At 65.8% G+C, this 21,974-nt stretch carries 13 protein-coding genes and 2 pseudogenes; 9 read left to right on the forward strand and 6 right to left on the reverse strand.

Features of this window, described 5'->3' with window-relative positions:
- Window position 1: 1 nt before the first annotated feature.
- The gene (locus tag ACEOAC_RS18390) at window positions 2-808 is read right to left on the reverse strand and encodes a carbon-nitrogen hydrolase family protein (RefSeq protein ID WP_241811954.1); all 807 of its coding nucleotides are present in this window, start codon (window positions 806-808) and stop codon (window positions 2-4) included.
- Window positions 809-938: 130 nt separating this feature from the next.
- The gene (locus tag ACEOAC_RS18395; RefSeq protein WP_241811955.1) at window positions 939-5,279 is read right to left on the reverse strand and encodes a YhdP family protein; all 4,341 of its coding nucleotides are present in this window, start codon (window positions 5,277-5,279) and stop codon (window positions 939-941) included.
- Between the two features lie 296 nt (window positions 5,280-5,575).
- Between ACEOAC_RS18395 and glnE the strand changes: the two genes are divergently transcribed.
- Entirely contained in the window at window positions 5,576-8,293 is a 2,718-nt protein-coding gene (gene glnE / locus ACEOAC_RS18400; RefSeq protein WP_413628504.1) for a bifunctional [glutamate--ammonia ligase]-adenylyl-L-tyrosine phosphorylase/[glutamate--ammonia-ligase] adenylyltransferase, read from the forward strand.
- Between the two features lie 91 nt (window positions 8,294-8,384).
- On the opposite strand, the gene ACEOAC_RS18405 is transcribed toward glnE, so the two are convergent.
- The 4 genes from ACEOAC_RS18405 to tkt form a co-directional block, all read right to left on the reverse strand.
- A complete protein-coding gene (locus ACEOAC_RS18405) occupies window positions 8,385-8,903 on the reverse strand; it encodes a hypothetical protein (RefSeq protein WP_039875190.1) in 519 nt (172 codons plus the stop codon).
- A gap of 234 nt (window positions 8,904-9,137) precedes the next feature.
- Window positions 9,138-10,151 (reverse strand): type I glyceraldehyde-3-phosphate dehydrogenase, encoded by a 1,014-nt coding sequence (gap, locus tag ACEOAC_RS18410; RefSeq protein WP_077237813.1) that lies wholly within the window; start codon window positions 10,149-10,151, stop codon window positions 9,138-9,140.
- A gap of 149 nt (window positions 10,152-10,300) precedes the next feature.
- Window positions 10,301-10,828 (reverse strand): GNAT family N-acetyltransferase, encoded by a 528-nt coding sequence (locus ACEOAC_RS18415; RefSeq protein ID WP_006463139.1) that lies wholly within the window; start codon window positions 10,826-10,828, stop codon window positions 10,301-10,303.
- A 14-nt stretch (window positions 10,829-10,842) separates the two neighbouring features.
- Window positions 10,843-12,843: a transketolase gene (gene tkt / locus ACEOAC_RS18420; RefSeq protein ID WP_413445109.1), complete on the reverse strand. Its 2,001-nt coding sequence runs from the start codon at window positions 12,841-12,843 to the stop codon at window positions 10,843-10,845.
- A 215-nt stretch (window positions 12,844-13,058) separates the two neighbouring features.
- Here tkt and ACEOAC_RS18425 point away from each other — a divergent pair, with 215 nt between their 5' ends.
- From ACEOAC_RS18425 to ACEOAC_RS18460, 8 genes and pseudogenes are all read left to right on the forward strand, one after another.
- On the forward strand, window positions 13,059-13,784 hold the full coding sequence (locus ACEOAC_RS18425; RefSeq protein WP_006463141.1) for a 16S rRNA (uracil(1498)-N(3))-methyltransferase: 726 nt from the start codon (window positions 13,059-13,061) through the stop codon (window positions 13,782-13,784).
- 269 nt (window positions 13,785-14,053) lie between these two features.
- Window positions 14,054-15,907 (forward strand): annotated as a pseudogene (atzF, locus tag ACEOAC_RS18430) (allophanate hydrolase); the annotation flags it as partial.
- Window positions 15,908-15,949: 42 nt separating this feature from the next.
- Entirely contained in the window at window positions 15,950-16,963 is a 1,014-nt protein-coding gene (locus tag ACEOAC_RS18435; protein WP_413628917.1) for an ABC transporter substrate-binding protein, read from the forward strand.
- 7 nt (window positions 16,964-16,970) lie between these two features.
- Window positions 16,971-17,816, forward strand: coding sequence for an ABC transporter permease (locus ACEOAC_RS18440; protein ID WP_006463144.1), 846 nt, complete (start codon window positions 16,971-16,973; stop codon window positions 17,814-17,816).
- Window positions 17,813-18,670, forward strand: coding sequence for an ABC transporter ATP-binding protein (locus ACEOAC_RS18445; protein WP_413445571.1), 858 nt, complete (start codon window positions 17,813-17,815; stop codon window positions 18,668-18,670). Before ACEOAC_RS18440 ends, ACEOAC_RS18445 begins: the two co-directional genes overlap by 4 nt.
- 102 nt (window positions 18,671-18,772) lie before the next feature.
- Window positions 18,773-19,870 (forward strand): BMP family ABC transporter substrate-binding protein, encoded by a 1,098-nt coding sequence (locus ACEOAC_RS18450; protein WP_006463146.1) that lies wholly within the window; start codon window positions 18,773-18,775, stop codon window positions 19,868-19,870.
- A 22-nt stretch (window positions 19,871-19,892) separates the two neighbouring features.
- Window positions 19,893-21,049 (forward strand): annotated as a pseudogene (locus ACEOAC_RS18455) (ABC transporter permease).
- Entirely contained in the window at window positions 21,042-21,962 is a 921-nt protein-coding gene (locus tag ACEOAC_RS18460) for an ABC transporter permease (protein WP_006463148.1), read from the forward strand. The pseudogene ACEOAC_RS18455 and the gene ACEOAC_RS18460 overlap by 8 nt, the downstream one beginning before the upstream one ends.
- Window positions 21,963-21,974: the final 12 nt, after the last annotated feature.

Here is a 21,974-nt window from a genome sequence, read left to right on the forward strand (position 1 = left end):
GTCAAAGCTTACGATGGCGAAGCGCCGGCAAGCTTTCTCGAACGTATTGTAGACGATGGGGGTCGATGTCGCCGATCACAAGGCCTTCGCCTTCCGGCAGGACCGACACGATCTCGCCCCAGGGGTCCACCAGCATGCTGTGGCCCCAGGTCCGGCGGCCATTGACGTGCTCGCCGCCCTGGGCCGAGGCCAGCACGTAGCACTGGTTCTCGACGGCGCGGGCGCGCAGCAGCAGCTCCCAGTGGGCGCGGCCGGTGGTATAGGTGAAGGCGGCCGGCATCACGATCAGCGCGCACTCGCCCATGGCCCGGTAGAGCTCGGGGAAGCGCAGGTCATAGCAGACCGACAGCCCGACCCGGCCGAACGGCGCCTCGAAGCTGCGTACCTCGCCGCCATGTTCGATGGTGCGGGCCTCGTCATAGCTTTCCTGCCCGCGCACGAAGTTGAACAGGTGGATCTTGTCATAGCGGGCGACGCGCTGGCCTTGCGGGTCATAGACCAGCGAGGTATTGAGGACCTTGTCAGGGTCGGCCGACTGCAGCGGCAAGGTGCCGCCGACCAGCCATATCTGATGCTGGCGGGCCAGCGTCTGCATGAAGGCCTGGATCGGGCCGGTGCCATCATCCTCGGCATGGGCCAGCTTGTCGCGTTCGTGACGGCCCAGCAGGGGCCAGTATTCGGGCAGCAGCACCAGCTGCGCGCCCTGCTCCGCCGCCTGCGCCACCAGGCGCGCCGCACTGGCGAAGTTCTCTTGTACCTCGGGGGTGGAGACCATCTGGATGGCCGCCACCTTGAATGTCTGGCTCATGTCTGCCTCTTGTCTGCCATTTGCCTGGCACTTGCCTGACGCATCCGGCTATGGCGGGACGCGTGAATGATATGAAGGATGCTTCAGTATGGCCCATCCCGCGACTATCTGCAGGCGTCACCGATCGGGTTCAGGCACCTGAATTGATGGCCGGGCCGGGCGCAGGCTGACGACGCGGGGAGGCAGGGGCCACCGCCGGTGCCGGGGGCAGGTTATTGGCCGGTGGGGACTGCTCTTTGTCGTCCCGGCCCTTCTGCAGCACTTCCTTGGCGCGCTCGGCGTCCACCGGCGACACCTGCCCCTGCTTGACCACGATGGGGTCGCTCCACGGCCCGGTCACCTTGTATTCGAAACTGAGCGACTTCATCACCGGATTGCGCAGGAACAGCTGTGCCAGCAAGGTACTCACGCCCACCACCGGGTTGACCGCCATGGCCACCACCGAGGCCGTGCCCAGGTTGATCTCGGGGATCACCACCACATGCAGGTCCTGGGTTTCGCGGGCGATGTCGGCCGAGCCGCTCATCAGCACCGAGGCCGTCACGCCGGCCATCTTGAGATTGTCAGTGGTGGCGATGCCGCGAGCGATGCTGGCGGTGCCGGCCACCGTATCGAAGGCAAAGCCTTCCGAGAAGACGTCGCGGAAGTCCAGCGTCAGCCGGCGCGGCAGCGCCTGCAGGTTGAGCACGCCCAGCAGCTTGGCCGCGCCCGGATCGACCTTCAGGAACTGGCCCGAATGCACATCCATGTGGACCTGGCCGCCCAGGCTGGCCATGTCCATGGCATAGGGCGGCGCCTTCCAGCTCAGGTCGCCATCCAGCTTGCCGCGACCGCCGCGGATGGTACCGGGATACCCGAAGCGTTCCAGCAGCTTGCCGGCGTCCTCGACATCCAGTGCATAGGTGAAGTTGGAGGTATGGTTGCTGCCGAAGCTGAGCCAGTTGCCGGCGGCGCGGAACTGCGCATCGGGATTGGCCAGCAGCAGCCGGCTGATGCGCCATTCGCGCCCCACCGAGGTGACGATGTTGCTGGCATCGAGCTCCAGTCGGCCCAGCTTCTTGTCTCCCAGCTCGAACTGGTCGGCGCGGATGTCCAGGGCCGGCATCTGCACATTGTCGTCACTGCTGTCGGGCTGGGGCTGGGCCGCTTGGGGCACTTGTGCTGCCTGTACCGCTTGTGCTGCTTGCGCCGCCTCGGCAGACGGGCTGGACTTGGGAATGACCAGCGACGACAGGCGCGCCGTCACCTTGCCCGCGCCCTTGCCGCCGGTGGGTTCGTCCCAGGTGACCGTGCCGGCCGCCTGTTGCGACTCCAGGTTCATCTGCCAGGCATTGCGGCGATGCGTCGCCTCCAGGATCAGCTTGTTGAGTTTCTTGCCCATCAGCCTGAGCTCGCCCACCCGGGCCGAGACATTGTCCGGCTGCAGGTACTGCGTCACATCATCGCTGGCCAGGCGCCCCGCCGAGCTGGCTGCCGGGCTGCTGCTGCCCTTGCCGACCAGGTCGTTCTTCAGGGCCAGCCAGGCATCCAGGTCCAGGCTGTCGGTCGCCAGAGCCAGCTTGAGTCCGGACGGCGGCGTCGGCGCCGGCTGGTTCCAGCCGATGCCGCCACTGGCAACGCGCCAATTGCCACCACTGGCCACCACCCGTTCGCGCACATGGCGCGTGCTGATGTTCTGCCCGAGCGAGACGCGCAATTCCTCGCGCTCGATCAGCGGATCGGGCGAGGCCAGGGGCAGCAGGTCCACCCGCAACGGCAGAACGTCCTGTGCGCCCTTGCGCAAGGGTGCCGGCAGGTCCAGCCCCAGCCCGGCCAGGTTGGATTCGATGCTGACCTCGGGCTGGCGCTGCCGCACCTGCACCGTGGCGGTATAGCGGGCGCTCCCCGACAGGCGTGCCAGCAGGCGCTGCAGCGAGGGCTCGGTGTATTGCCTGCGCAGCGCCTCGACATTGACCGCGCCCTCCAGCCGCACCTGGCTGCTGCCATCCTTCTGGGTGCCGCCGCTGATGGCCAGGCTGTCGCCCAGGAACTGGCCACGCACGCCGTTGAGGGTGAAACCGCGTTCGTTGAATTCCACCTTGCCGATGGTCCGATACAGCACCGGCAGGTCCGGCAGCAAATCGACGTCGTTGTTGGCGAAGTGGAAGGCACCCTGGGCGCGGGTGTCGATGGCGTGGTTCAGCGGCATCTGGAATTTGAGATCCAGCCGCGCCTCGCCGGACGCACTGCTGTGCTCCATGACATTGCCGGTCCAGCGCGCCACCGGGCTCTGGTTCACGTACTGCAGGAAGGCCGGCATCGGACCATTGGCCACGCCATCGATTTCCAGCGTGGCTTCGTGCGAATCGACATCGGCCACCCGCGCCGTCACCGGCCCCAGCCGCGCGCCCAGGCTGCGGGCGCTCTCGGCCTTGATCTCCAGGCGCGTGCGGTCGATGCTCAGGCGCCCACGCCCCTCTTCCAGCAAGGGCCACTCGGGTTCCTTGCCGTCACGCCCGAGATGGCCCGGGGTGTAATTCAGCTTGAGCCCCTCGAAGTCGCCACTCAGCTGGAACTGGCCCTTGGGCTGCTCGCCAGGCTTGGCAGTATGGAACGGGAAATCAGCCAGCGCGCCCTTGAGCTTGAACTGCACATCATGCAGGTTGCCCGCCATCAGCCCCTCGGTCAGCCAGCGTCGCAGGGGTTCGCTCATGTGCTGCGGCAGATAGCGCCGGATCGCCTTGATGTCGAAGCTGCTGATCTCGCCGGCCACGTCCAGGGTACCCGCCGACTTGCCCTGCAAGGGCAGCAGATGGCGACCGGACAGGCTGCCGGCCACGCCGGGCTGGCTGAACTGCATCTGATCCAGATCCACCTGCAGTGTCTGATCCTTCAGATATTGCCAGTGCGCCTGAAGCTTCAGGGTATCGAAGGGCATGCTGGGCTCGGCAAACATGTCGGCGGGCAGATCGACCACCAGCTGCTGCGTATCCACCTTGACCGAGCCGCCCTTTTCGGTGGCATCGATCTCGCCGCTCAGGTTGCTGAAGCCCGGGAAGCCCGCCCACTGCGCGCGCGCCTGCTGGGCCGGATTCTTGCGCGGCTCCACATGGGCCGCCAGGCCCTTCATGCCCAGGCCCTTGAAACGTCCCTGTACCCGGTAGGAACTCAGTTCCGGATAACTGCCCTGCCACTGCACGGTGAAATCGTTCAGTTCTCCGCGTGGCGCCAGGTCGTCCAGCAACTTGCGCTGCGAGGGTGCCAGCGGCAGCCGGGTCGCCAGTTGCGACAGCGTCTGCAGGTTCAGGTAGGTGGCCTTGACACTGGTGCGCTCGGCCTTGAGCGGGGTGGCCGGCTCGTAGCTCTCGGTGATCGAGGTCGGCGGCAGGACGAAGCCGTCCGGGGTTTCTATCGAGAAATCGGTGAGGGTCACCTGGTGGCCGTTGGTGCCGAAGGTGGGTACACCGTCCTGCTGGCCGGCGCCCAGGGTTTCGCTGGCCGAGATGCGGCCATTGACGCGCTTGAGCGAGAGGGGCTCCAGCTGGCGCGACAACTGGGCGTTGAAATCGGCCAGGCTCAGGTCAGCGGTGAAATTGGCGACCTTGGCATGGTCCAGCGTGAGCCAGGCCCGCACCGAACCGCGACCGCTGTTGATGGCGATCGGGTAGTCCACCCAGGCGCGCCAGACCGCCAGGTCGGTATTGCGCAGGTCGGCATACAGCACACCCTTCCAGCGCGTGATCTCGGAACTGCGGGCAAAGGCCGGATGACTGAAATCGGCCCTGACATCGAGCGGCGCCGAGGTGTCCTGTGGCGGATTGGCACGCAAGGACAGGCGGTGGCGCAGCCAGCGGTTGTGCAGGATCAGGTTGACGTCTTCCAGCACCAGCTCGGGCGCCTTGCGCATTTCGTCATCCCAGCGCAGCTTGCTGTGACGGATCACAATCTCACGCTGCGACAGCAGCCAATCCAGCGTACTGCCGTCACCGCCCGTGGGCACCGGGATGCCGGCCACGAAGAGCTTGCCGGCGGCATCGCGGCGGATCGCCAGGTCGGCGCCCTCGATGCTCAGGTTTTCCACCCGCAGCGCCGCCACCAGCACGCTGCTCCAGGACAAGGTAGTCGATACCCGCGGCAAGGTCAGCGCGGCCTCGCCCTGCTGGTCATGCACGGTGATATTGGACAGGGAAAGCTGCGGGCGCAGCCCGCTCCAGGAAGCGTCGATGGCCTCGATGCTGACCGCGCGCCCGATCTGGGCCGACACCAGATGTTCGATGCGCGGCTTGTAGTGGCCGATCTCGGGCAGCACCGCATAGCGCAGCACCAGGAACAGCGCGCAAAAGACGAAGTAGGCCGCCAGCAGCAGCTTGAGGGTGAAACCCAGCACATGGTGGCTGGCCCGGTTCAGGTGAATGTAGCTGCCCCGTGCAAATCGCCAGCACAGCGCCCAACGGCCAGGCCTGGATGCGGCGTTATGTTTTTCGTGGGACATCAGGATGCAAAGGCAGCTCGGTATGGGAGAAAATCGGGCAGGCGACATGATCGCATGGAAAACCAGGCCATGCCATCCGTGCCAAGGACGTATGAGGGGCAAAATGTCCGATAAGTTTAAAAAGGAAGGCTAGAATCCCCGTTATCGTGCAAAACCGTCAGCCCGCTGTCAGTCCTGCCTACACTATCGGTCAACAGGGCGGCCTGCTGAAGTGCCATTGAAGTGCCTTAACGACGGTTTGCCCTCCTTTACACCATCGTGTTTTCACATCCTGTCGTGGAGCTTTGCGGTCCCCTATGCCTGTTCATCAACGATCCCTGGTCGACGCCACCACCTCCCGCTACTACACCCGCTGGACCCAGGCCGACGCCGCCCGCCCGGCCCTGGTCCTGGCCGCCGCCGCCCAGCCCATGGACCGTGCCGGCATGCAGCAGCGCCTGCAGGCCGACCTCGACGCCGGCCTGGCGCTGCCGGCGGCCATGCGGCGCCTGCGCAACCTGATCATCTGCGCCCTGATCACGCGCGACCTTGATGGCCGCGCCGACCTGGCCGAAGTGGTGGCGACCATGACCGGCTTTGCCGACTTTGCCGTGCAGACCCATCTGGCCGCGCTGATGCAGGAACAGACCGCCCTCTACGGCCAGCCCATCGGCGAGGAGTCCGGCCGCCCGCAGGAAATGATCGTGCTGGGCATGGGCAAGCTGGGCGGGGGCGAACTCAACGTGTCCTCCGACATCGACCTCATCTTCGTCTATCCGGAGGATGGCGACACCCGGGCCGAGGCCGGCCAGAAGTCGCTGTCCAACCATGAATTCTTCGTGCGCCTGGGCAAGAAACTCATCGGCGCCCTGGCCGAGATCACCGAAGACGGCTTCACCTTCCGGGTCGACATGGCGCTGCGCCCCAACGGCAACTCCGGCCCGCTGGTGGCCAGCTTCAACATGGTCGAGGAATACCTGGTGCGCCAGGGCCGCGAATGGGAGCGCTATGCCTGGACCAAGGCCCGCGCCCTGACCGGCACACCGGAGGATATCGCCACCCTGGAGGCGATCAGCCGCCCCTTCATCTTCCGCCGCTACCTGGACTTCGGCTCCATCGACGCCCTGCGCTCCATGCACGGCCAGATCCGCGCCGAGGTCAAGCGCCAGGAAGCCCTGCACCCGGACCGCAGCAACAACGTCAAGCTGGGTCGGGGCGGCATCCGCGAGATCGAGTTCACCAGCCAGGTGTTCCAGCTGATCCGGGGCGGGCGCGACGTGGAACTGCGCGACCGCTCCACCCGCATCACCCTGCGCACCCTGGCCGCCAAGGAACTGCTGGCGCCCGAGGTGGTGCAGCAACTGCTGGACGCCTACAGCTTCCTGCGTGACCTCGAACACCGCCTGCAATACCTGGAAGACGCCCAGACCCACACCCTGCCCGTCAATCCCGACGACCTGCTGCTGGTGGCCCAGATGATGGGCTACCCGGACAGCGCGGCCCTGCTGCGTGAGCTGGAAGGCCAGCGCGCCATCGTCGCCGCCCAGTTCGACGCCATCTTCGCCGACAAGCAGTCCGGCGAAAGCGAAGCCGATGGCCCGGCCGTGAGCGTGAGCGAGAACGACAACCTGGAAGGCCTGGCCGACGCCCTGCGCCTGGTCGGCTTCCCGGAAGACGACGTCGAGGACGGCGCCCGGCGCCTGCACCTGACCTGGCAATCGCCGCGCATGCAGAGCCTGCCCGAGGCCAGCCGCAACCGGCTCAATACGGTCATCAACAACTGCCTGCCGCTGCTGGCGGCACTGCACTACGACGAATTGCCGGCCCTGGGACGGCTGCTGGATTTCCTCGAAGCCATTGCCCGCCGCGCCGCCTATCTGGCACTCCTGACCGAATATCCCTACGCCCTGCAGCGCCTGGTGCGCATGATCGGCGCCAGCGGCTGGGCCGCCACCTACCTGACGCGTCACCCCCTGCTGCTGGACGAACTGCTGGACGACCGCAACCTCAAGGCCGGCTCCGACTGGGCCGCCTTCTCCGACAACTGCCGACGCCAGCTGGCCACGGCCGAAGGCGACACCGAACGCCAGCTCGACATCCTGCGCGAACTGCACCATGCCGAACAGTTCCGCCTGCTGGCGCAGGACCTGGAAGGCGACCTGTCGGTGGAAAAGCTGGCCGATGAACTCTCCGCCCTGGCTGACGTGCTGGTGCAGGTGACCATCGAAGCGGTCTGGGGCACTATCACCCAGCGCCACCGCGAGGTCCCGCAGTTCGCCGTGATCGCCTACGGCAAGCTGGGTGGCAAGGAACTGGGCTATGCCTCCGACCTGGACGTGGTCTTCCTCTACGATGATGACGACCAGGAAGCCCCGGCCCTCTACGCCAAGCTGGCGCAGCGCTTCATCACCTGGATGACCAGCCACACCCCGGCCGGCACCCTGTTCGACATCGACATCGCCCTGCGTCCGGACGGCGCCAGCGGCCTGCTGGTGTCGCCGCTGTCGGCGTTCGAGAAATACCAGCTCAATGCCGCCTGGATCTGGGAACACCAGGCTCTCACCCGCGCCCGTTTCTGTGCCGGCGACAGCGCCATCGGTGAACGTTTCGAGGCGCTGCGCGAGCGCGTGCTGCGCCAGCCGCGCGACGCCGACAAGCTGGAAGAGGAAGTGCTTTCCATGCGGCGCCGCATGCGCGACGCCCATCCCAACCGCAGCATGATGTTCGACCTCAAGCACGACGAGGGCGGCATGATCGACATCGAATTCATGGTGCAGTACCTGGTCCTGCGCCATGCCTGCGACCACCCCCAGCTGACCGGCGACATCGGCAACATCGCGCTGTTGAAGCTGGCGGCGCAGCTGGGGCTGATCGATGCCCTCATGGCCGACGAGGCGGCCAACGCCTATCGTCTCTTCCGCAAGCTGCAGCACCAGATCCGGCTACAGGGCTCGGACCGGGCGCATATCGACGCCATCCGCGTGGAGCATGAACGGGCCTGCGTGATCCGGCTGTGGCAGCAGGTGTTCGGTTGAAATGGCCATGTCGGCGCAAAAGTGAAAAAAAAGGGATGCACCGGCCGGTGCATCCCTCTTTCCTGAAGGCGAACTGATCGCCAGGTGAAGATCAGTACTTGGGTGGCTGTTTGTCTTCGCGGCTGGCGCGACGATCGCTCGTGCTGCTGTCGCGGGAGGACGAGGAGCTTTCGCGGTCACGCGAGCGGGCGTTGTCGCGATTGGCATCACGTTCGCGGGCACGGCTGCTGCGATCGCTGTCCTTGGCATCCTTGTCCTTCCCATCTTTTCCCTTGGCGTCATCCTTGGCCGCATCGGCCGCGGGTGCCGGCGCCGGCGGCGTCACGGTCTGGATGCCCTTGGCCGCCATGTATTCGTGCATGTCCTTCCAGCCGGTGAAGATGCCGGCCTTCAGGGCATCGGGATTGCGCTGGTAGCAGTCTTCCAGGCTCTGGCCGGCCTGGCGGCAGCCGGCGCCCAGCGCGATACCCTCGGCCTTGGCCTCTTCCGGGGTCTGCTTGGGCTTGGTGAAGCTGCTGACATAGTCGCACGCGGACAGCGACAGGCTGACGGCGGATATCAAGGCCAGGTTGGCCAACAGGCGACGGGCCTGGGATGAGCTTGCTGACATGCGTTCCCTCGTTGGGTCGGTTGCTCTTGTTGTTGACGGGCCTGCGGCCCTTGGCGGCAAACGGACAAAAGGCCATTGCAAGCCACGCTCGCAACAGCCTTCTGATCCTTTTGCAGGCTGATCCGTCTATTTTCACCTCGGCAAGCAGGCTTGCATACGAGGAAAAGAAGCCGAAACAGCCCTGAAATTGACGCTCCCGGCCAGGGAACCCCGGCCGGTGCGTCTTGACACGTCTTACTTGGCGGTCGCCAGGGCGACGGTGGTGTCCAGCATGCGGTTGGAGAAGCCCCACTCGTTGTCGTACCAGGACGACACCTTCACCAGACGGCCGGAGACCTTGGTCAGGGTGGCGTCGAAGTTGGACGATGCCGGGTTGTGGTTGAAGTCCACCGACACCAGCGGCTCGGTGTTGTAGGTCAGGATGCCCTTGAGCGGACCGGCTTCGGCAGCGGCCTTCAGGACGGCATTGACTTCATCCACGGTGGTGTCGCGCGAGGCCACGAAGGACAGGTCCACCAGCGAGACGTTGATGGTCGGCACGCGGATGGCGAAACCGTCCAGCTTGCCGTTCAGTTCCGGCAGCACCAGGCCGACCGCGGCAGCTGCGCCGGTCTTGGTCGGGATCATGGACTGGGTGGCCGAACGGGCGCGACGCAGGTCTTCGTGATACACGTCGGTCAGCACCTGGTCGTTGGTGTAGGCGTGGATGGTGGTCATCAGGCCGGTTTCCAGGCCGATCTTTTCGTGCAGCGGCTGCACCAGCGGTGCCAGGCAGTTGGTGGTGCAAGAGGCGTTGGAGATGACGGTGTCGGATGCCTTCAGCACCTGGTGGTTCACGCCGAAGACGACGGTGGCGTCCACGTCCTTGCCGCCCGGAGCGGAGATGATCACCTTCTTGGCGCCGCCCTTGATGTGGGCGCTGGCCTTTTCCTTGGTGGTGAAGAAGCCGGTGCATTCCAGCACCACGTCCACACCCAGCTCGCCCCAGGGCAGCTCGGCCGGATTGCGCTGGGCCAGCACCTTGATGCGGTCGCCGTTGACGACGATGGAATCGCCATCGACGGTCACGGTGCCGGGGAACTTGCCGTGGGCGGTGTCGTACTGGGTCAGGTGGGCATTGGTCTTCGGATCGCCCAGGTCGTTGATGGCGACGATTTCGATATCGTGCTTCTTGCCGCCTTCGTAGTGGGCGCGCAGGATATTGCGGCCGATACGGCCATAACCGTTGATTGCTACGCGAATGGTCATGCTGTTCTCCTCAAGTAGTAAAAATCGATGCAAACCGATAGCCGGTAAAGCGACCTGCCCGTCAGCCTACGCCCTTGCGGCGCACTGGCCCGGTCATGATTCCGCCTTTTCCGGCCTTCCTGCCGTTCTTGTTCTTACCGCATCCACGCTCAGGACTTCAGCTGGCGCCAGACGAAACCGATCTCGTCCAGTTCACTGCCATCATCCCAGGTGAAGGTTTGTTCATAAAGCCTTTCGGCCCCCAGCGACTCGAAAAATTCCCCGGCGCCTTCGTTCTTGCTCAATACCCACGCCATCAGGCCGGTCGCGCCGGCGCTGATGAGGGTGGCCGCGACATTGGCCAGCAGGCGCTTGCCCAGGCCACGGCGCTGTTCATCGGGCAGCACGCAGATCGCGGTCAGCTCGGCATCGCAGCCGAAGCGGGCTTCGGCCAGCGTCATACCGGAGGCAAAACCGATGATCTCGCCACCGCTCTCGGCCACGAAGGTACAGGCCGCATCCGAGGAGGCTTCCAGCACCTGTTCCCACAGCTTGACGCTTTCCTCGGGCTTCAAATGGTCGAGGTAGCTGTCCGGCACCAGGCCGCGATAGCTGGCACGCCAGGCGTCGATGCGCACACCGGCGATGGACGCCGCATCACCCTTGCGGGCAAGGCGGATCAGGACCTGCTCGCTCATGGCTGGCGTAGCGCTCAAGCCAGCACTGCCTTGGCCTTGGCCACCACGTTTTCGACGGTGAAGCCGAAGTGCTTGAACAGCACGCCGGCCGGTGCCGATTCGCCGAAGGTGTCGATACCGACCACGGAGCCTTCCAGGCCCACGTACTTGTACCAGAAGGCGGTCACGCCGGCCTCGATGGCCACGCGCGGGATGCCACGCGGCAGCACCGATGCCTTGTAGGCCGAATCCTGGCGGTCGAACACGTCGGTCGAGGGCATCGAGACGATACGCACGGCGATGCCTTCGGCGCTCAGCGCATCGGCGGCCTTGGTGGCCAGCTCGATTTCGGAGCCGGTGGCGATCAGCACCACCTTGGCATTGGGCGCATCACGCAGCACATAGCCACCACGGGCGATGTCCTTGACCTGGGCGTCGGTACGCTCCTGGAAGGGCAGGTTCTGGCGCGAGAAGATCAGGGTGCTGGGACCATCGTTGCGCTTGATCGACTCGGCCCAGGCCACCGCGGTCTCGGTGGTGTCGCACGGACGCCAGTTGTCCAGGTTGGGGATCAGGCGCAGGCTGGAGACGTGTTCCACCGACTGGTGGGTGGGGCCGTCTTCGCCCAGGCCGATGGAGTCGTGGGTGAACACGAACAGCGAACGGATCTTCATCAGCGCGGCCATGCGCAGGGCATTGCGGCTGTAGTCGGAGAAGGTCAGGAAGGTCGCGCCGAAGGGCAGGTAGCCGCCATGCAGGGCGATACCGTTCATCATGGCGCTCATGCCGAACTCGCGCACACCGTAGTTGATGTGGTTGCCGCGCTGGTCGGCGCGCACGGCCACCGATTCCTTCCAGTTGGTCAGGTTCGAGCCGGTCAGGTCGGCCGAGCCGCCCAGGAATTCCGGCAGTGCCTGCGCATAGGCCTGGATGGCGTTCTGGCTGGCCTTGCGGGTGGCGATGGTTTCCTTCTTTTCCAGCGTGGAATTGATGTAGGCGGTCACCGTCGATTCGAACGCGGCCGGCAGTTCGCCCTTCAGGCGGCGCAGCAGTTCGGCGGCTTCGGCCGGGAACTGGGCGGCGTAGGTATCGAAGGTCTGCTTCCAGCTGGATTCGAAATCGGCACCGGTGGCCTTGGCATCCCAGGCGGCGTAGACGTCGGCCGGGATCTCGAAGGGGGCGGCGGACCAGCCCAGCGCTTCGCGCACGGCGGCGATTTCCTTGTCGCCCAGGGCGGCACCGTGGACCTTGTCGGTGCCGGCCAGGTTGGGCGAACCCTTGCCGATGACGGTGCGGCAGCAGATCAGGGTCGGCTTGTCGGCCAGCTTGGCCTGGTGGATGGCGGCGCTGACCGCCTCGACATTGTGGCCGTCCACAGCCGGGATGACGTTCCAGCCGTAGGCTTCGAAGCGCTTCGGGGTATCGTCCTTGAACCAGCCTTCGACGTGACCGTCGATGGAGATGCCGTTGTCGTCATACAGCACGATCAGCTTGGACAGGTTCAGCACGCCCGCCAGCGAGCAGGCCTCGTGCGAGATGCCTTCCATCAGGCAACCATCGCCGACGAAGGCGTAGGTGTAATGATCGACCACGGACAGGCCGGGCTTGTTGAATTCGGCCGCCAGCAGCTTTTCGGCCAGCGCCATGCCCACGGCATTGGTGATGCCCTGGCCCAGCGGGCCGGTGGTGGTTTCCACGCCCGGGGTGATGTGCACTTCGGGGTGGCCGGCAGTCTTGGAATGCAGCTGGCGGAAATTCTTGATGTCGTCCATCGACAGGTCGTAGCCGGTCAGGTGCAGCAGCGCGTACTGCAGCATGGAGCCGTGGCCGTTGGAGAGCACGAAACGGTCGCGGTTGGCCCACTGCGGATTGGCCGGATTGTGGCGATAGTGCTTGGCCCACAGGGCGACTGCGATTTCGGCCATCCCCATCGGCATGCCCGGGTGACCGGAATTGGCTTTCTGAACTGCGTCCATCGCCAGCGCGCGGATCGCGTTGGCCATCTTGTCGGTGGGGAGAGTGGAAATCATGTCGATGTCTGTGTGTGCTGTGCTGGAGGCGCCGACTGGCGCATGAATCGGGTTCTGAAGCCAAAGCGCCCGCCCGGAATACCCAGGACAAGCGCGGGGCCGTATTTTACCAGAGTGCGTCGGGGGGATTAAAATTCGGGGTCGGCCTATGAATCGTCTGACAAGATTTTTCGATGTTTCTTGCATTTTCTTGATCTCCCTCGCCCCCAGGACCCTGCCCCATGCCCCGTTTCTATTTCCCGCACCCCCTGGCGATCGGTTCGGCCGTGGTCCTGCCCGAGCAGATCGCCCACCACGTGCAGGTGCTGCGCCTGCAGCCGGGCGACACCATCACCCTCTTCAATGGCGAAGGGGGTGAATACACCGCCAGCCTGACCGCCATCGAAAAGAAGCGCGCCCACGCCGAACCCAAGACCTTTTCCCCGCGCGAAGCCGAGCTGCCCTACGGCCTGACCCTGGCCCAGGCCCTGCCCGAAGGGTCGAAGATGGACTGGATCATCGAAAAAGCCGTGGAACTGGGCGCCACCGCCCTCCAGCCGCTGGCCGCGCAACGTTGCGTGGTACGGCTCTCGGGCGAACGCGCCGAGAAGAAGCAGGCCCACTGGCAAGGCATCATCCACGCCGCCGCCGAACAATGTGGCCGCAACCGCCTGCCGCATCTGGCCGAAGTGACCGACTTCAAGCGCTGGATCGCCCAGAGCGACCTGCACCGGCGCATCCTGCTCTCGCCCCGCGGCGAGCAGCCGCTCTCCGGTTGGGCCCGCCATCACCCGCCGCAGGCAGTGACGCTGGTGGTCGGCCCGGAAGGCGGCTTCAGCGAGGAAGAAGAAAACCTGGCCTGCGCCCAGGGCGCGCTGATGCTGTCCATGGGCAGCCGCGTGCTGCGCACCGAGACCGCCGGGCTGGCCGCTCTGGCCGCCCTGAATGCGGTATGGGGCGAACTGTAATCTCCGGCTGACCCGACTTGCCGATCTGCCGACCTGCCGCCTAAACGTGCAGACCCGCCGCACTTGAGGTGCAAAAACGGCGCAGGCCTCACCAATTTGTCTCATCGACAAGCTGCGCCGTTGCTCCCATGACATCCTGCCGCGCGGCAATTTCCGCCGCAAAGCCGCTTCCCGCCTGACTTTCCCCTCCCACCGCAGCGCCTGACGATGGCCTGGCACGGCTTCTGCTTAAAGATATTCAATCTTGTATTCAAGTTTGAATATCCAAAATGAACGCCACCCAGACCCCGCAACAAGCTGCCTTCCAAGCCGCCGATATCCACGCCAGCGCCGGTACGGACATCCCCACCATCGCCGCCACCCTGGCCGCCTACCGCGAGGGGCGCAGCACCCCCGGCAAGATCGTGGCCGATCTGCTGGCGCGCATCGACAGCGCCGGTCGCAATGAAGTCTGGATCAGCCGGGTGCCGCCCAAGCAGCTCAAGCAACAGGCCGCGGCGCTGGACTTGATGCTGCAGATCAAGGGCGAGGCAGTGTTCGAGACCATGCCGCTGTTCGGCATCCCCTTCGCGGTCAAGGACAACATCGACGTGGCCGACATGTCCACCACCGGCGCCTGCCCCGAATTCGGCCGTCTGGCCAGCGAGAGCGCCACCGTGGTGCAGCGCCTGCAGGCCGCCGGCGCCCTGCTGGTGGGCAAGACCAACCTCGACCAGTTCGCCACCGGGCTGGTGGGCGTGCGCTCACCCTACGGCGCGGTGCGCAATGCGCTCAAGCCGCAGTATGTCTCGGGCGGCTCCAGTTCCGGTTCGGCCGTGGCCGTGGCGCTGGGACAGGTGATGTTTTCGCTGGGCACCGATACCGCCGGCTCGGGCCGCGTGCCGGCCGCCTTCAACCATCTGGTGGGCCTCAAGCCGACCAAGGGACTCATCAGCGCACGTGGCCTGGTGCCGGCCTGCCGCACGCTGGACTGCATTTCCATCTTCGCCCACGACGTGGCCGACGCCTGGCGCGTGCTGCACAGCGCCGCCGGCTACGACGCCGAGGACGGCTATTCGCGCCGCCCGGCGATGCTGGGCGTGAAGCGCCGTGGCTACCGCATCGCCATTCCTGATGTCTGCGAGTTCTACGGCGACACGGTCGCCCAGGAAGCCTGGGAGCGCAGCCTGGCGCAGATCGCGGCACTGCCCGGCGTGACGCTGGCGCGCATTCCCTTCGCTGCCTTCAGCGATGCCGCGCAGCTGTTGTACCAGGGCCCCTGGGTGGCCGAACGCCGCGCCGCGCTGGGCGACTTCTTCCTGGAAAACCCGCAGGCCATCGACCCGGTGGTGCATCAGATCACCGCCCAGTCGGACAATTACGACGCGGTGGACGCCTTCAATGCCCAGTACCGCCTGGCCGACCTGCGACGCGAGGCCGAAGACCTGCTCGAAGGCAGCGACCTGATGCTGGTGCCGACCACCACCACCTTCCCCACCATCGCCGAGGTCCAGGCCGATCCGGTGGTGCGCAATTCGCAACTGGGCTACTACACCAACTTCGTCAACCTGATGGACATGGCGGCCCTGGCCATCCCTGGCGTGTGGCGGCGCGATGGCCTGCCGGCCGGCGTGACCCTGATCGGCCCGGCCGGGTCCGACCACCTGCTGGCCGAGGCCGGCGCGCGCCTGCAGCAGCAACTGGGCGGTGCCGCCCAGGCCGATGCGATTGCCGCCGCGCCGCTGCCCTTCAATGAAAGCACCATCAAGGTCTGCGTGGTCGGCGCCCACCTCTCCGGCCAGCCGCTGAACTGGCAATTGCTGGAAGCCGGCGCACGCCGCGTAGCCGTCACCCGCACCGCCGCCCAGTACCGCCTGTATGCCCTGGCTGGCACCACACCGCCCAAACCCGGCCTGGCCCGCACCGAAGGCGATGGTGCGGCCATCGCAGTGGAAGTGTGGGAAATGCCGCTGCGCCAGTTCGGCGGCTTCGTGGCCGCCATTCCGGCGCCGCTGGGCATCGGCACGGTGGAGCTGGCCGACGGCAGCAGCGTCAAGGGCTTCATCTGCGAGCCGGCCGGCATTGCCGGCGCCATCGACATCACCCACCACGGCGGCTGGGTCCACTACCTCGATTCGCTTAACTCACACGACCGATACGACCGACACCTCACCACGGAGCTGCTCATGAAAAAGAACATCCTCTCCCCCCTGCAGGACACCACCCGCCGCCGCTTCATCGCCAGGGCCGGTCTGGTGGCGGCCACCACCGCCATCGCTGGCGCCCCGGCCATCCTGCGCGCGCAGACGCCGCCGATCCGCATCGGCTACTGGCCGGTGGCCGCCGGCCTGCCCTTCTACGCCGCCGTGGAAGCGGGCTATTTCAAGGAAGCCGGGCTGGACGTGCAGGCCATCAAGTTCGCCGGTGCCCAGCAAGTGATGGAGGCCATGCTGGCCGGCCGTGCCGATGGCTCGGCCAATGGCACCGGCGCCGGCAACCTGGCCATCGGCGAGATCGCGCAGCCGGGCCTGTTCAAGATCTTCGCCACCAATCCCAGCAATGCCAAGTACGTGCTCGATGAATTCCTGGTGCCCAAGGACAGCCCGGTCAAATCGATTGCCGAATTGAAGGGCAAGAAGGTCGCCTCCGGCCCCGGCATCCAGAACGTCACGCTGGCCAAGACCGTGCTGGAACGGGCCGGCGCCACCGGTGCCACCGTGGTGGAACTGCCCATCGGCCAGCACGTGGCCTCGCTGGCGGCCGGCCAGGTCGATGCCGCCTATACGCTGGAACCCACCGGCACCGTGGGCCGCATGAACAACACCACCCGCGTGCTGGAAGCGGGCGTGATCGCCAGGTACATCCTGGGCGACCCGATGGCGCCCTGGCATGGCGGCGCGGCGGCGCTGACCACGGAATTCATCAAGAAACATCCCGAAGTGGCCCGCAAATACATCGCCGCCTATGCGCGTGGCATCGAACTGGTGCGCAGCAAGCCCGACCAGGCACGCACCTACCTCAAGGGCTATACCGCCATCGAGGGTTCGCTCACCAATGAAGTGCCGCTGGCGGCCTACATGCTCTACAACGAGTTCAAGCCCAGCGATATCGCCTACTTCCAGAAGTTCTACGACCTGTTCGTCGAGAAGGGTGTGTTCTCGCAGCGCATCGTGGTCGATAACCTGATCTACAAGGGCTGAGGCCATCATGAACGAGACCGTCGCTCCTTCCGTGACCGTGGCCGCCAGCAAGCCCACGGCGACCTCGCCCCCACCCCCGCCAACCGTCGTGCGCAAGCGTCCGGCGCTGGGCCGGCTCTTGCCCATCGTCGGCCCCATCGCACTGTTCGTGGTGTGGGACCTGGTGGTGCGCGCCGGCTGGATCAAGGCGATCCTGCTGCCGCCGCCCGAAGCCACGCTCATGGCCATGCTCAAGGGCCTGGCCGGCGGACCGCTGCTGATGGACTTCAGCGTCACGGTGGTGCGCACGCTGGAGGCCTTCGTCATTGCCATGGTGCTGGGGGTGCCCATCGGGGTGCTGTTGGGCAGCAATGAACGCGCCTACCGCAGCGTGGAATTCCTGATCGACTTCTTCCGTTCCACACCGTCGTCGGCGCTGATCCCGCTGTTCCTGCTGATCTTCGGTGTCTCCGACATCAACAAGGTTGCCATCGCTGCCTTCGGCGCTTTCCTGATCGTGCTCTTCAACAGCGCCTATGGCGTGCTCAACGCGCGCAAGCAGCGCGTCATGGCAGCCAAGGTGATGGGGGCGTCACGCTGGCGCATCTTCTGCGACGTGCTGCTGTGGGAAAGCCTGCAGGCCACCTTCGTAGGTCTGCGCAGCGCGGTCTCGATGGCGCTGGTGATCGTGATCGTGGCGGAGATGTTCATCGGCTCCGAAAACGGCCTGGGTCACCGCATCATCGACACCCAGCAGGTCCTCAACGTACGCGAGATGTATGCCGCCATCCTCTCGGCCGGCGCCCTCGGTTACGTGCTGAACGTGGTCTTCATCATCATCGAAAAACGTATCGTCCACTGGAGCGGAAGATGAGCGTCGTCATCAGTCCCAAGATCGACCTGCCCCCGGAAACCCCGTTCGTTCCCGGGCCGCCAGGCACCCATATCACCATTCGCGGCCTGACCAAGCATTTCGCCGGCTGGCCCCTGTACGAGAATTTCGACCTGGACATCCCCAAGCACCAGATCGTCTCGGTCTTCGGCCCCAATGGCTGCGGCAAGTCCACGCTGATCAACATGATCGCCGGGCTGATCCCCATCGACGCCGGCCAGATCCTGTTCGACGGCAAGTCGCTGGCCCAGACCAAGATCGGCTACGTGTTCCAGAACTACCGCGACGCCATGTTCCCCTGGCTGCGCACCATCGACAACATCGCCTATCCATTGAAGCTGGAGGGCAAGTCCAAGGCCGAGATCAAGCACCGGGTTGACGAACTGGTGGCGTCCTTCGACGTCAAGTTCGACCTCATGCGCTACCCCTACGAGCTGTCCGGCGGCCAACAGCAGACTGCCTCCATCATGCGCGCCCTGGCGCCGGGGCCGGAAGTGCTGTTCCTGGACGAACCCTTCTCGGCACTGGATTTCGAGATGACGCTGTTCATCCGCGAAAAGCTGCAGCAGGTCTTCATGCAGACCGGCACCACCATGGTCCTGGTCTCGCACGACCTGGAAGAAGCGGTCTACCTGGCCGACCAGATCCTGCTGCTGACCAAGCGCCCGACGGCGGTGGCAGACATCTTGCATTACCAGGATGCGCGACCGCGCACGGTGGAGACGCTGTCGCAGGCGGGCTTCATCGCGGCCAAGAAGCTGTCCATGGAAATCTTCCAGCGCGAAGTGCGCAAACCGGCGCGGATGCAGGCGCCGGGGACACTGAGCCTGTCCTGACCCTGAGTGACGTAGCCCCTGGCCGCCATCCGCAGCCAACAGACCGACCCGAGCATTCAACCACCCGACCACCCACCCACGCCTAGACTGGAGCGCAACAACATGAAAAACCGCCGCGATTTTCTGAAACTGTCCGGAGCCGCCGCCCTGGGCGCCGCCTTCCCGCTTGACCTGCTGGCTGCAGGTCCCCTGACAGTGGGCTTCATCTATGTCGGCGCGCGCGATGACTTCGGCTACAACCAGTCGCATGCGCAAGCCGCCGCCATCATCAAGAAGATGCCGGGCGTGAAGGTGATCGAAGAAGAAAAGGTCCCCGAGACCGTGGCCGTGCAAAAGACCATGGAAGCCATGATCCAGCAGGATGGCGCCACCCTGCTGTTCCCGACCTCCTTCGGCTACTTCGACCCGCATGTCCTGAAGATCGCCGAGAAATATCCCAAGGTGCGCATCGCCCACTGTGGCGGCCTGTGGACCGCCGGCAAGCACCCGATGAACGTGGGCAGCTTCTTCGGCTACATCGAGGAGTGCGAATACCTCTCCGGCGTAGTGGCCGGCCACATGAGCAAGAGCAAGAAGCTGGCCTTCATCGCCGCCAAGCCCATTCCGCAGGTGCTGCGCAACATCAACGCCTTCACCCTGGGCGCGCAGTCGGTCGATCCTTCCATCACCTGCCACGTCATCTTCACCGGTGACTGGTCGCTGCCGGTGAAGGAAGCCGAAGCCGCCAACAGCCTCATCGACCAGGGTTGCGACGTCATCACCTGCCACGTCGATGGCCCCAAGGTGATCGTCGAGACCGCCGAGAAGCGCGGCATCATGACCACCGGCTATCACGCCAGCCAGGCTTCGCTGGCGCCCAAGGGCTATCTCACCGGCGCCGAGTGGAACTGGGCCACCCCCTATACCGAGATCGTCAAGGCCACGCTGGAAGGCAAGCCCATGATCAACTTCCTGCGCGGCGGCCTGAAGGACAACTTCGTGAAGATGTCGCCCTATGGCGCAGCCGTGAGCGCCCCGGCCAAGAAGAAGGCCGATGAGATCAAGGCCCAGATGCTGGCCGGCAAGTTCCAGATCTTCAAGGGACCGATCAAGGACAACAAGGGCAATACCGTGATCCCGGCCGGCACCACCCAGGTCCAGACCGATGTGGCGCTGGAGAAGATGAATTACCTGGTGGCCGGCGTGGTCGGCCAGGTCTGACGCAACCACGCAGGACGGCACCATGACTACCCTCCCCGCTCCCGGCGTGGCTGCGCCGACCGGACCGACGGCCTCGCCCTGGCGCAGGCTGCGGTCGGCCCTGCTCAATGGCGTGGCGCCGGCCCTGCCGACCTTGTGCGCCCTGGCCGGCACGCTGCTGTTGTTCGTGCTGTTCCTGCTGGTGCAAGGCAAGCCGGCAGGCGATGCCTGCCTGCTGATCTACCAGGGCGCCTTCGGTACCCTGTTCGCCTGGCAGAACACCTTGCAACGTGCCGCGCCCCTGCTGCTGACTGCCCTGTGCGTGGCCTTGCCGGCGCGGGTGGGCCTGATCGTCATCGGTGGCGAGGGCGCGCTGGCGCTGGGCGGGCTGGCGGCTGCGGTGATGCCGCAACTGCTGCCGGGCCTGCCGGCGCTGGTGATGCTGGTGCTCATGGCCGTGGCCGCCATGCTGGCCGGTGGCCTGTGGATCGCCCTGTGCGGTGGGCTGCGCCAGTGGCGCGGTGTCAACGAGACGATCTCCAGCCTGTTGCTGTCCTATCTCGCCGTGGCGGTGTTCAAGCATCTGGTGGAAGGCCCGCTGCGCGACCCGGCCAGCCTGAACAAGCCCTCCACCCTACCCTTGCCGGATCCCTACCTGGTGGGTTCGCTGCCGGGGCTGGAAGTGCATTGGGGCCTGGCCTGGGGCGCCATCGCCTGTATCGCGGCCTGGGTGTTCCTGCGCCATAGCGTGTCCGGCTTTGCCATGGGCGTGGTGGGCGGCAATGTGCGCACGGCGCGGCTGGTGGGGCTGTCGGTCAATCGCCTGGTGCTCACGGCCTGCGCGCTGGGGGCGCGGCGGCCGGACTGGCGGGCATGTTCGAGGTCAGCGCGGTGCAAGGCAGCGCCACCAGTGCGCTACTGGCCGGCTATGGTTTCTCGGGCATCCTGGTGGCCTTCGCGGCGCGCCAGAATCCGCTGGCCATCATTGTCTGCGCAATCGTCATCGGTGGCGTGGAAGCCAGCGGCAGCCTGCTGCAACGCCGACTGGACCTGCCCGACGCCACCACGCTGGTGCTGCAGGGCCTGCTGTTCTGCAACCTGCTGGCCTGGGAATCCATCACCGGCCGCCTGGCCGCCCTGAAGCTGCGCTGGCAGCAGGCGGCGCCAACCCTCCCGAGCAAGGAGTCCCGCCATGCATGACTTCGACTATGCGACCCTGCTGCTGGCGCTGTTCGCCGGGGCGATCCGGGTCGGCACGCCCTTCCTCTTCGTCAGCCTGGGCGAATGCCTCACCGAAAAAGGCGGACGCGTGAACCTGGGGCTGGAAGGCATCCTGGTCTGCGGCGCCATGACCGGCTATGCGGCCTCCTTCTACACCGGCTCGGCCTGGCTGGGGGTGCTGGCGGCGGGCTGCTCGGGCTTGCTGCTGGGGGTGCTGCACGGGGTGGTGTGCTCGCTGCCACGGGTCAACGACATCGCCTTCGGCATTGCCTTGATGCTGCTGGGCACCGGCCTGGCCTTCTTCCTGGGCAAGCCCTTCATCCAGCCGCAGGCGCCGATGCTGCCTTCCATCGACCTGGGCGCCTGGAGCAGCAATGAGCGCTTGCACCACGCCCTGCAGATCAATGCGCTGTTCTTCGTCGGCGTGGCGCTGGCCCTGCTGCTGCAATGGGGCCTGTCGGCCACGCGCTGGGGGCTGGCGCTGCGGCTGGTGGGCGACCATGCCGAAACCGCCCGCGCACTGGGTTATCGCCTGACCGGCACGCGTATTGCTGCCACCGCCGCAGGCGGCTTCCTGGCAGCGGTGGGCGGCGCCTATCTCTCGCTGTACTACCCCGGCAGCTGGAACGAAGGTCTCTCCAGCGGCCAGGGCCTGATGGCGGTAGCGCTGGTGATCTTCGCGCGCTGGCAACCCTGGCGCTGCCTGCTGGCGGCGCTGCTGTTCGGCGCGGCCGGCGCGCTGGGCCCGGCGCTGCAGGCAGTGGGCGTGACCTCCGGTTACTACCTCTTCAATGCGGCGCCCTATGCGCTGACGCTCTTGATCATGATCCTCACCTGCCGTCCCGACCGCACGCTGTCCAGCGCCCCGGGCGAACTGAGCCTGACCCGATAATCAACCTAGGAG

It is taken from the genome of Herbaspirillum frisingense (assembly GCF_047325095.1).
Taxonomy (GTDB): domain Bacteria; phylum Pseudomonadota; class Gammaproteobacteria; order Burkholderiales; family Burkholderiaceae_D; genus Herbaspirillum; species Herbaspirillum frisingense.

What these genes read in the sequence shown, in the direction of transcription:
- ACEOAC_RS18445 (WP_413445571.1), top strand. Translation starts at nt 17,813, where the DNA reads ATGAGCGTCGTCATCAGTCCCAAGATCGACCTGCCCCCGGAAACCCCG.
- ACEOAC_RS18390 (WP_241811954.1), bottom strand. Translation starts at nt 808, where the DNA reads ATGAGCCAGACATTCAAGGTGGCGGCCATCCAGATGGTCTCCACCCCC.
- ACEOAC_RS18435 (WP_413628917.1), top strand. Translation starts at nt 15,950, where the DNA reads ATGAAAAAGAACATCCTCTCCCCCCTGCAGGACACCACCCGCCGCCGC.
- ACEOAC_RS18425 (WP_006463141.1), top strand. Translation starts at nt 13,059, where the DNA reads ATGCCCCGTTTCTATTTCCCGCACCCCCTGGCGATCGGTTCGGCCGTG.
- ACEOAC_RS18405 (WP_039875190.1), bottom strand. Translation starts at nt 8,903, where the DNA reads ATGTCAGCAAGCTCATCCCAGGCCCGTCGCCTGTTGGCCAACCTGGCC.
- ACEOAC_RS18395 (WP_241811955.1), bottom strand. Translation starts at nt 5,279, where the DNA reads ATGTCCCACGAAAAACATAACGCCGCATCCAGGCCTGGCCGTTGGGCG.
- ACEOAC_RS18460 (WP_006463148.1), top strand. Translation starts at nt 21,042, where the DNA reads ATGCATGACTTCGACTATGCGACCCTGCTGCTGGCGCTGTTCGCCGGG.
- ACEOAC_RS18440 (WP_006463144.1), top strand. Translation starts at nt 16,971, where the DNA reads ATGAACGAGACCGTCGCTCCTTCCGTGACCGTGGCCGCCAGCAAGCCC.
- ACEOAC_RS18450 (WP_006463146.1), top strand. Translation starts at nt 18,773, where the DNA reads ATGAAAAACCGCCGCGATTTTCTGAAACTGTCCGGAGCCGCCGCCCTG.
- ACEOAC_RS18415 (WP_006463139.1), bottom strand. Translation starts at nt 10,828, where the DNA reads ATGAGCGAGCAGGTCCTGATCCGCCTTGCCCGCAAGGGTGATGCGGCG.
- gap (WP_077237813.1), bottom strand. Translation starts at nt 10,151, where the DNA reads ATGACCATTCGCGTAGCAATCAACGGTTATGGCCGTATCGGCCGCAAT.
- glnE (WP_413628504.1), top strand. Translation starts at nt 5,576, where the DNA reads ATGCCTGTTCATCAACGATCCCTGGTCGACGCCACCACCTCCCGCTAC.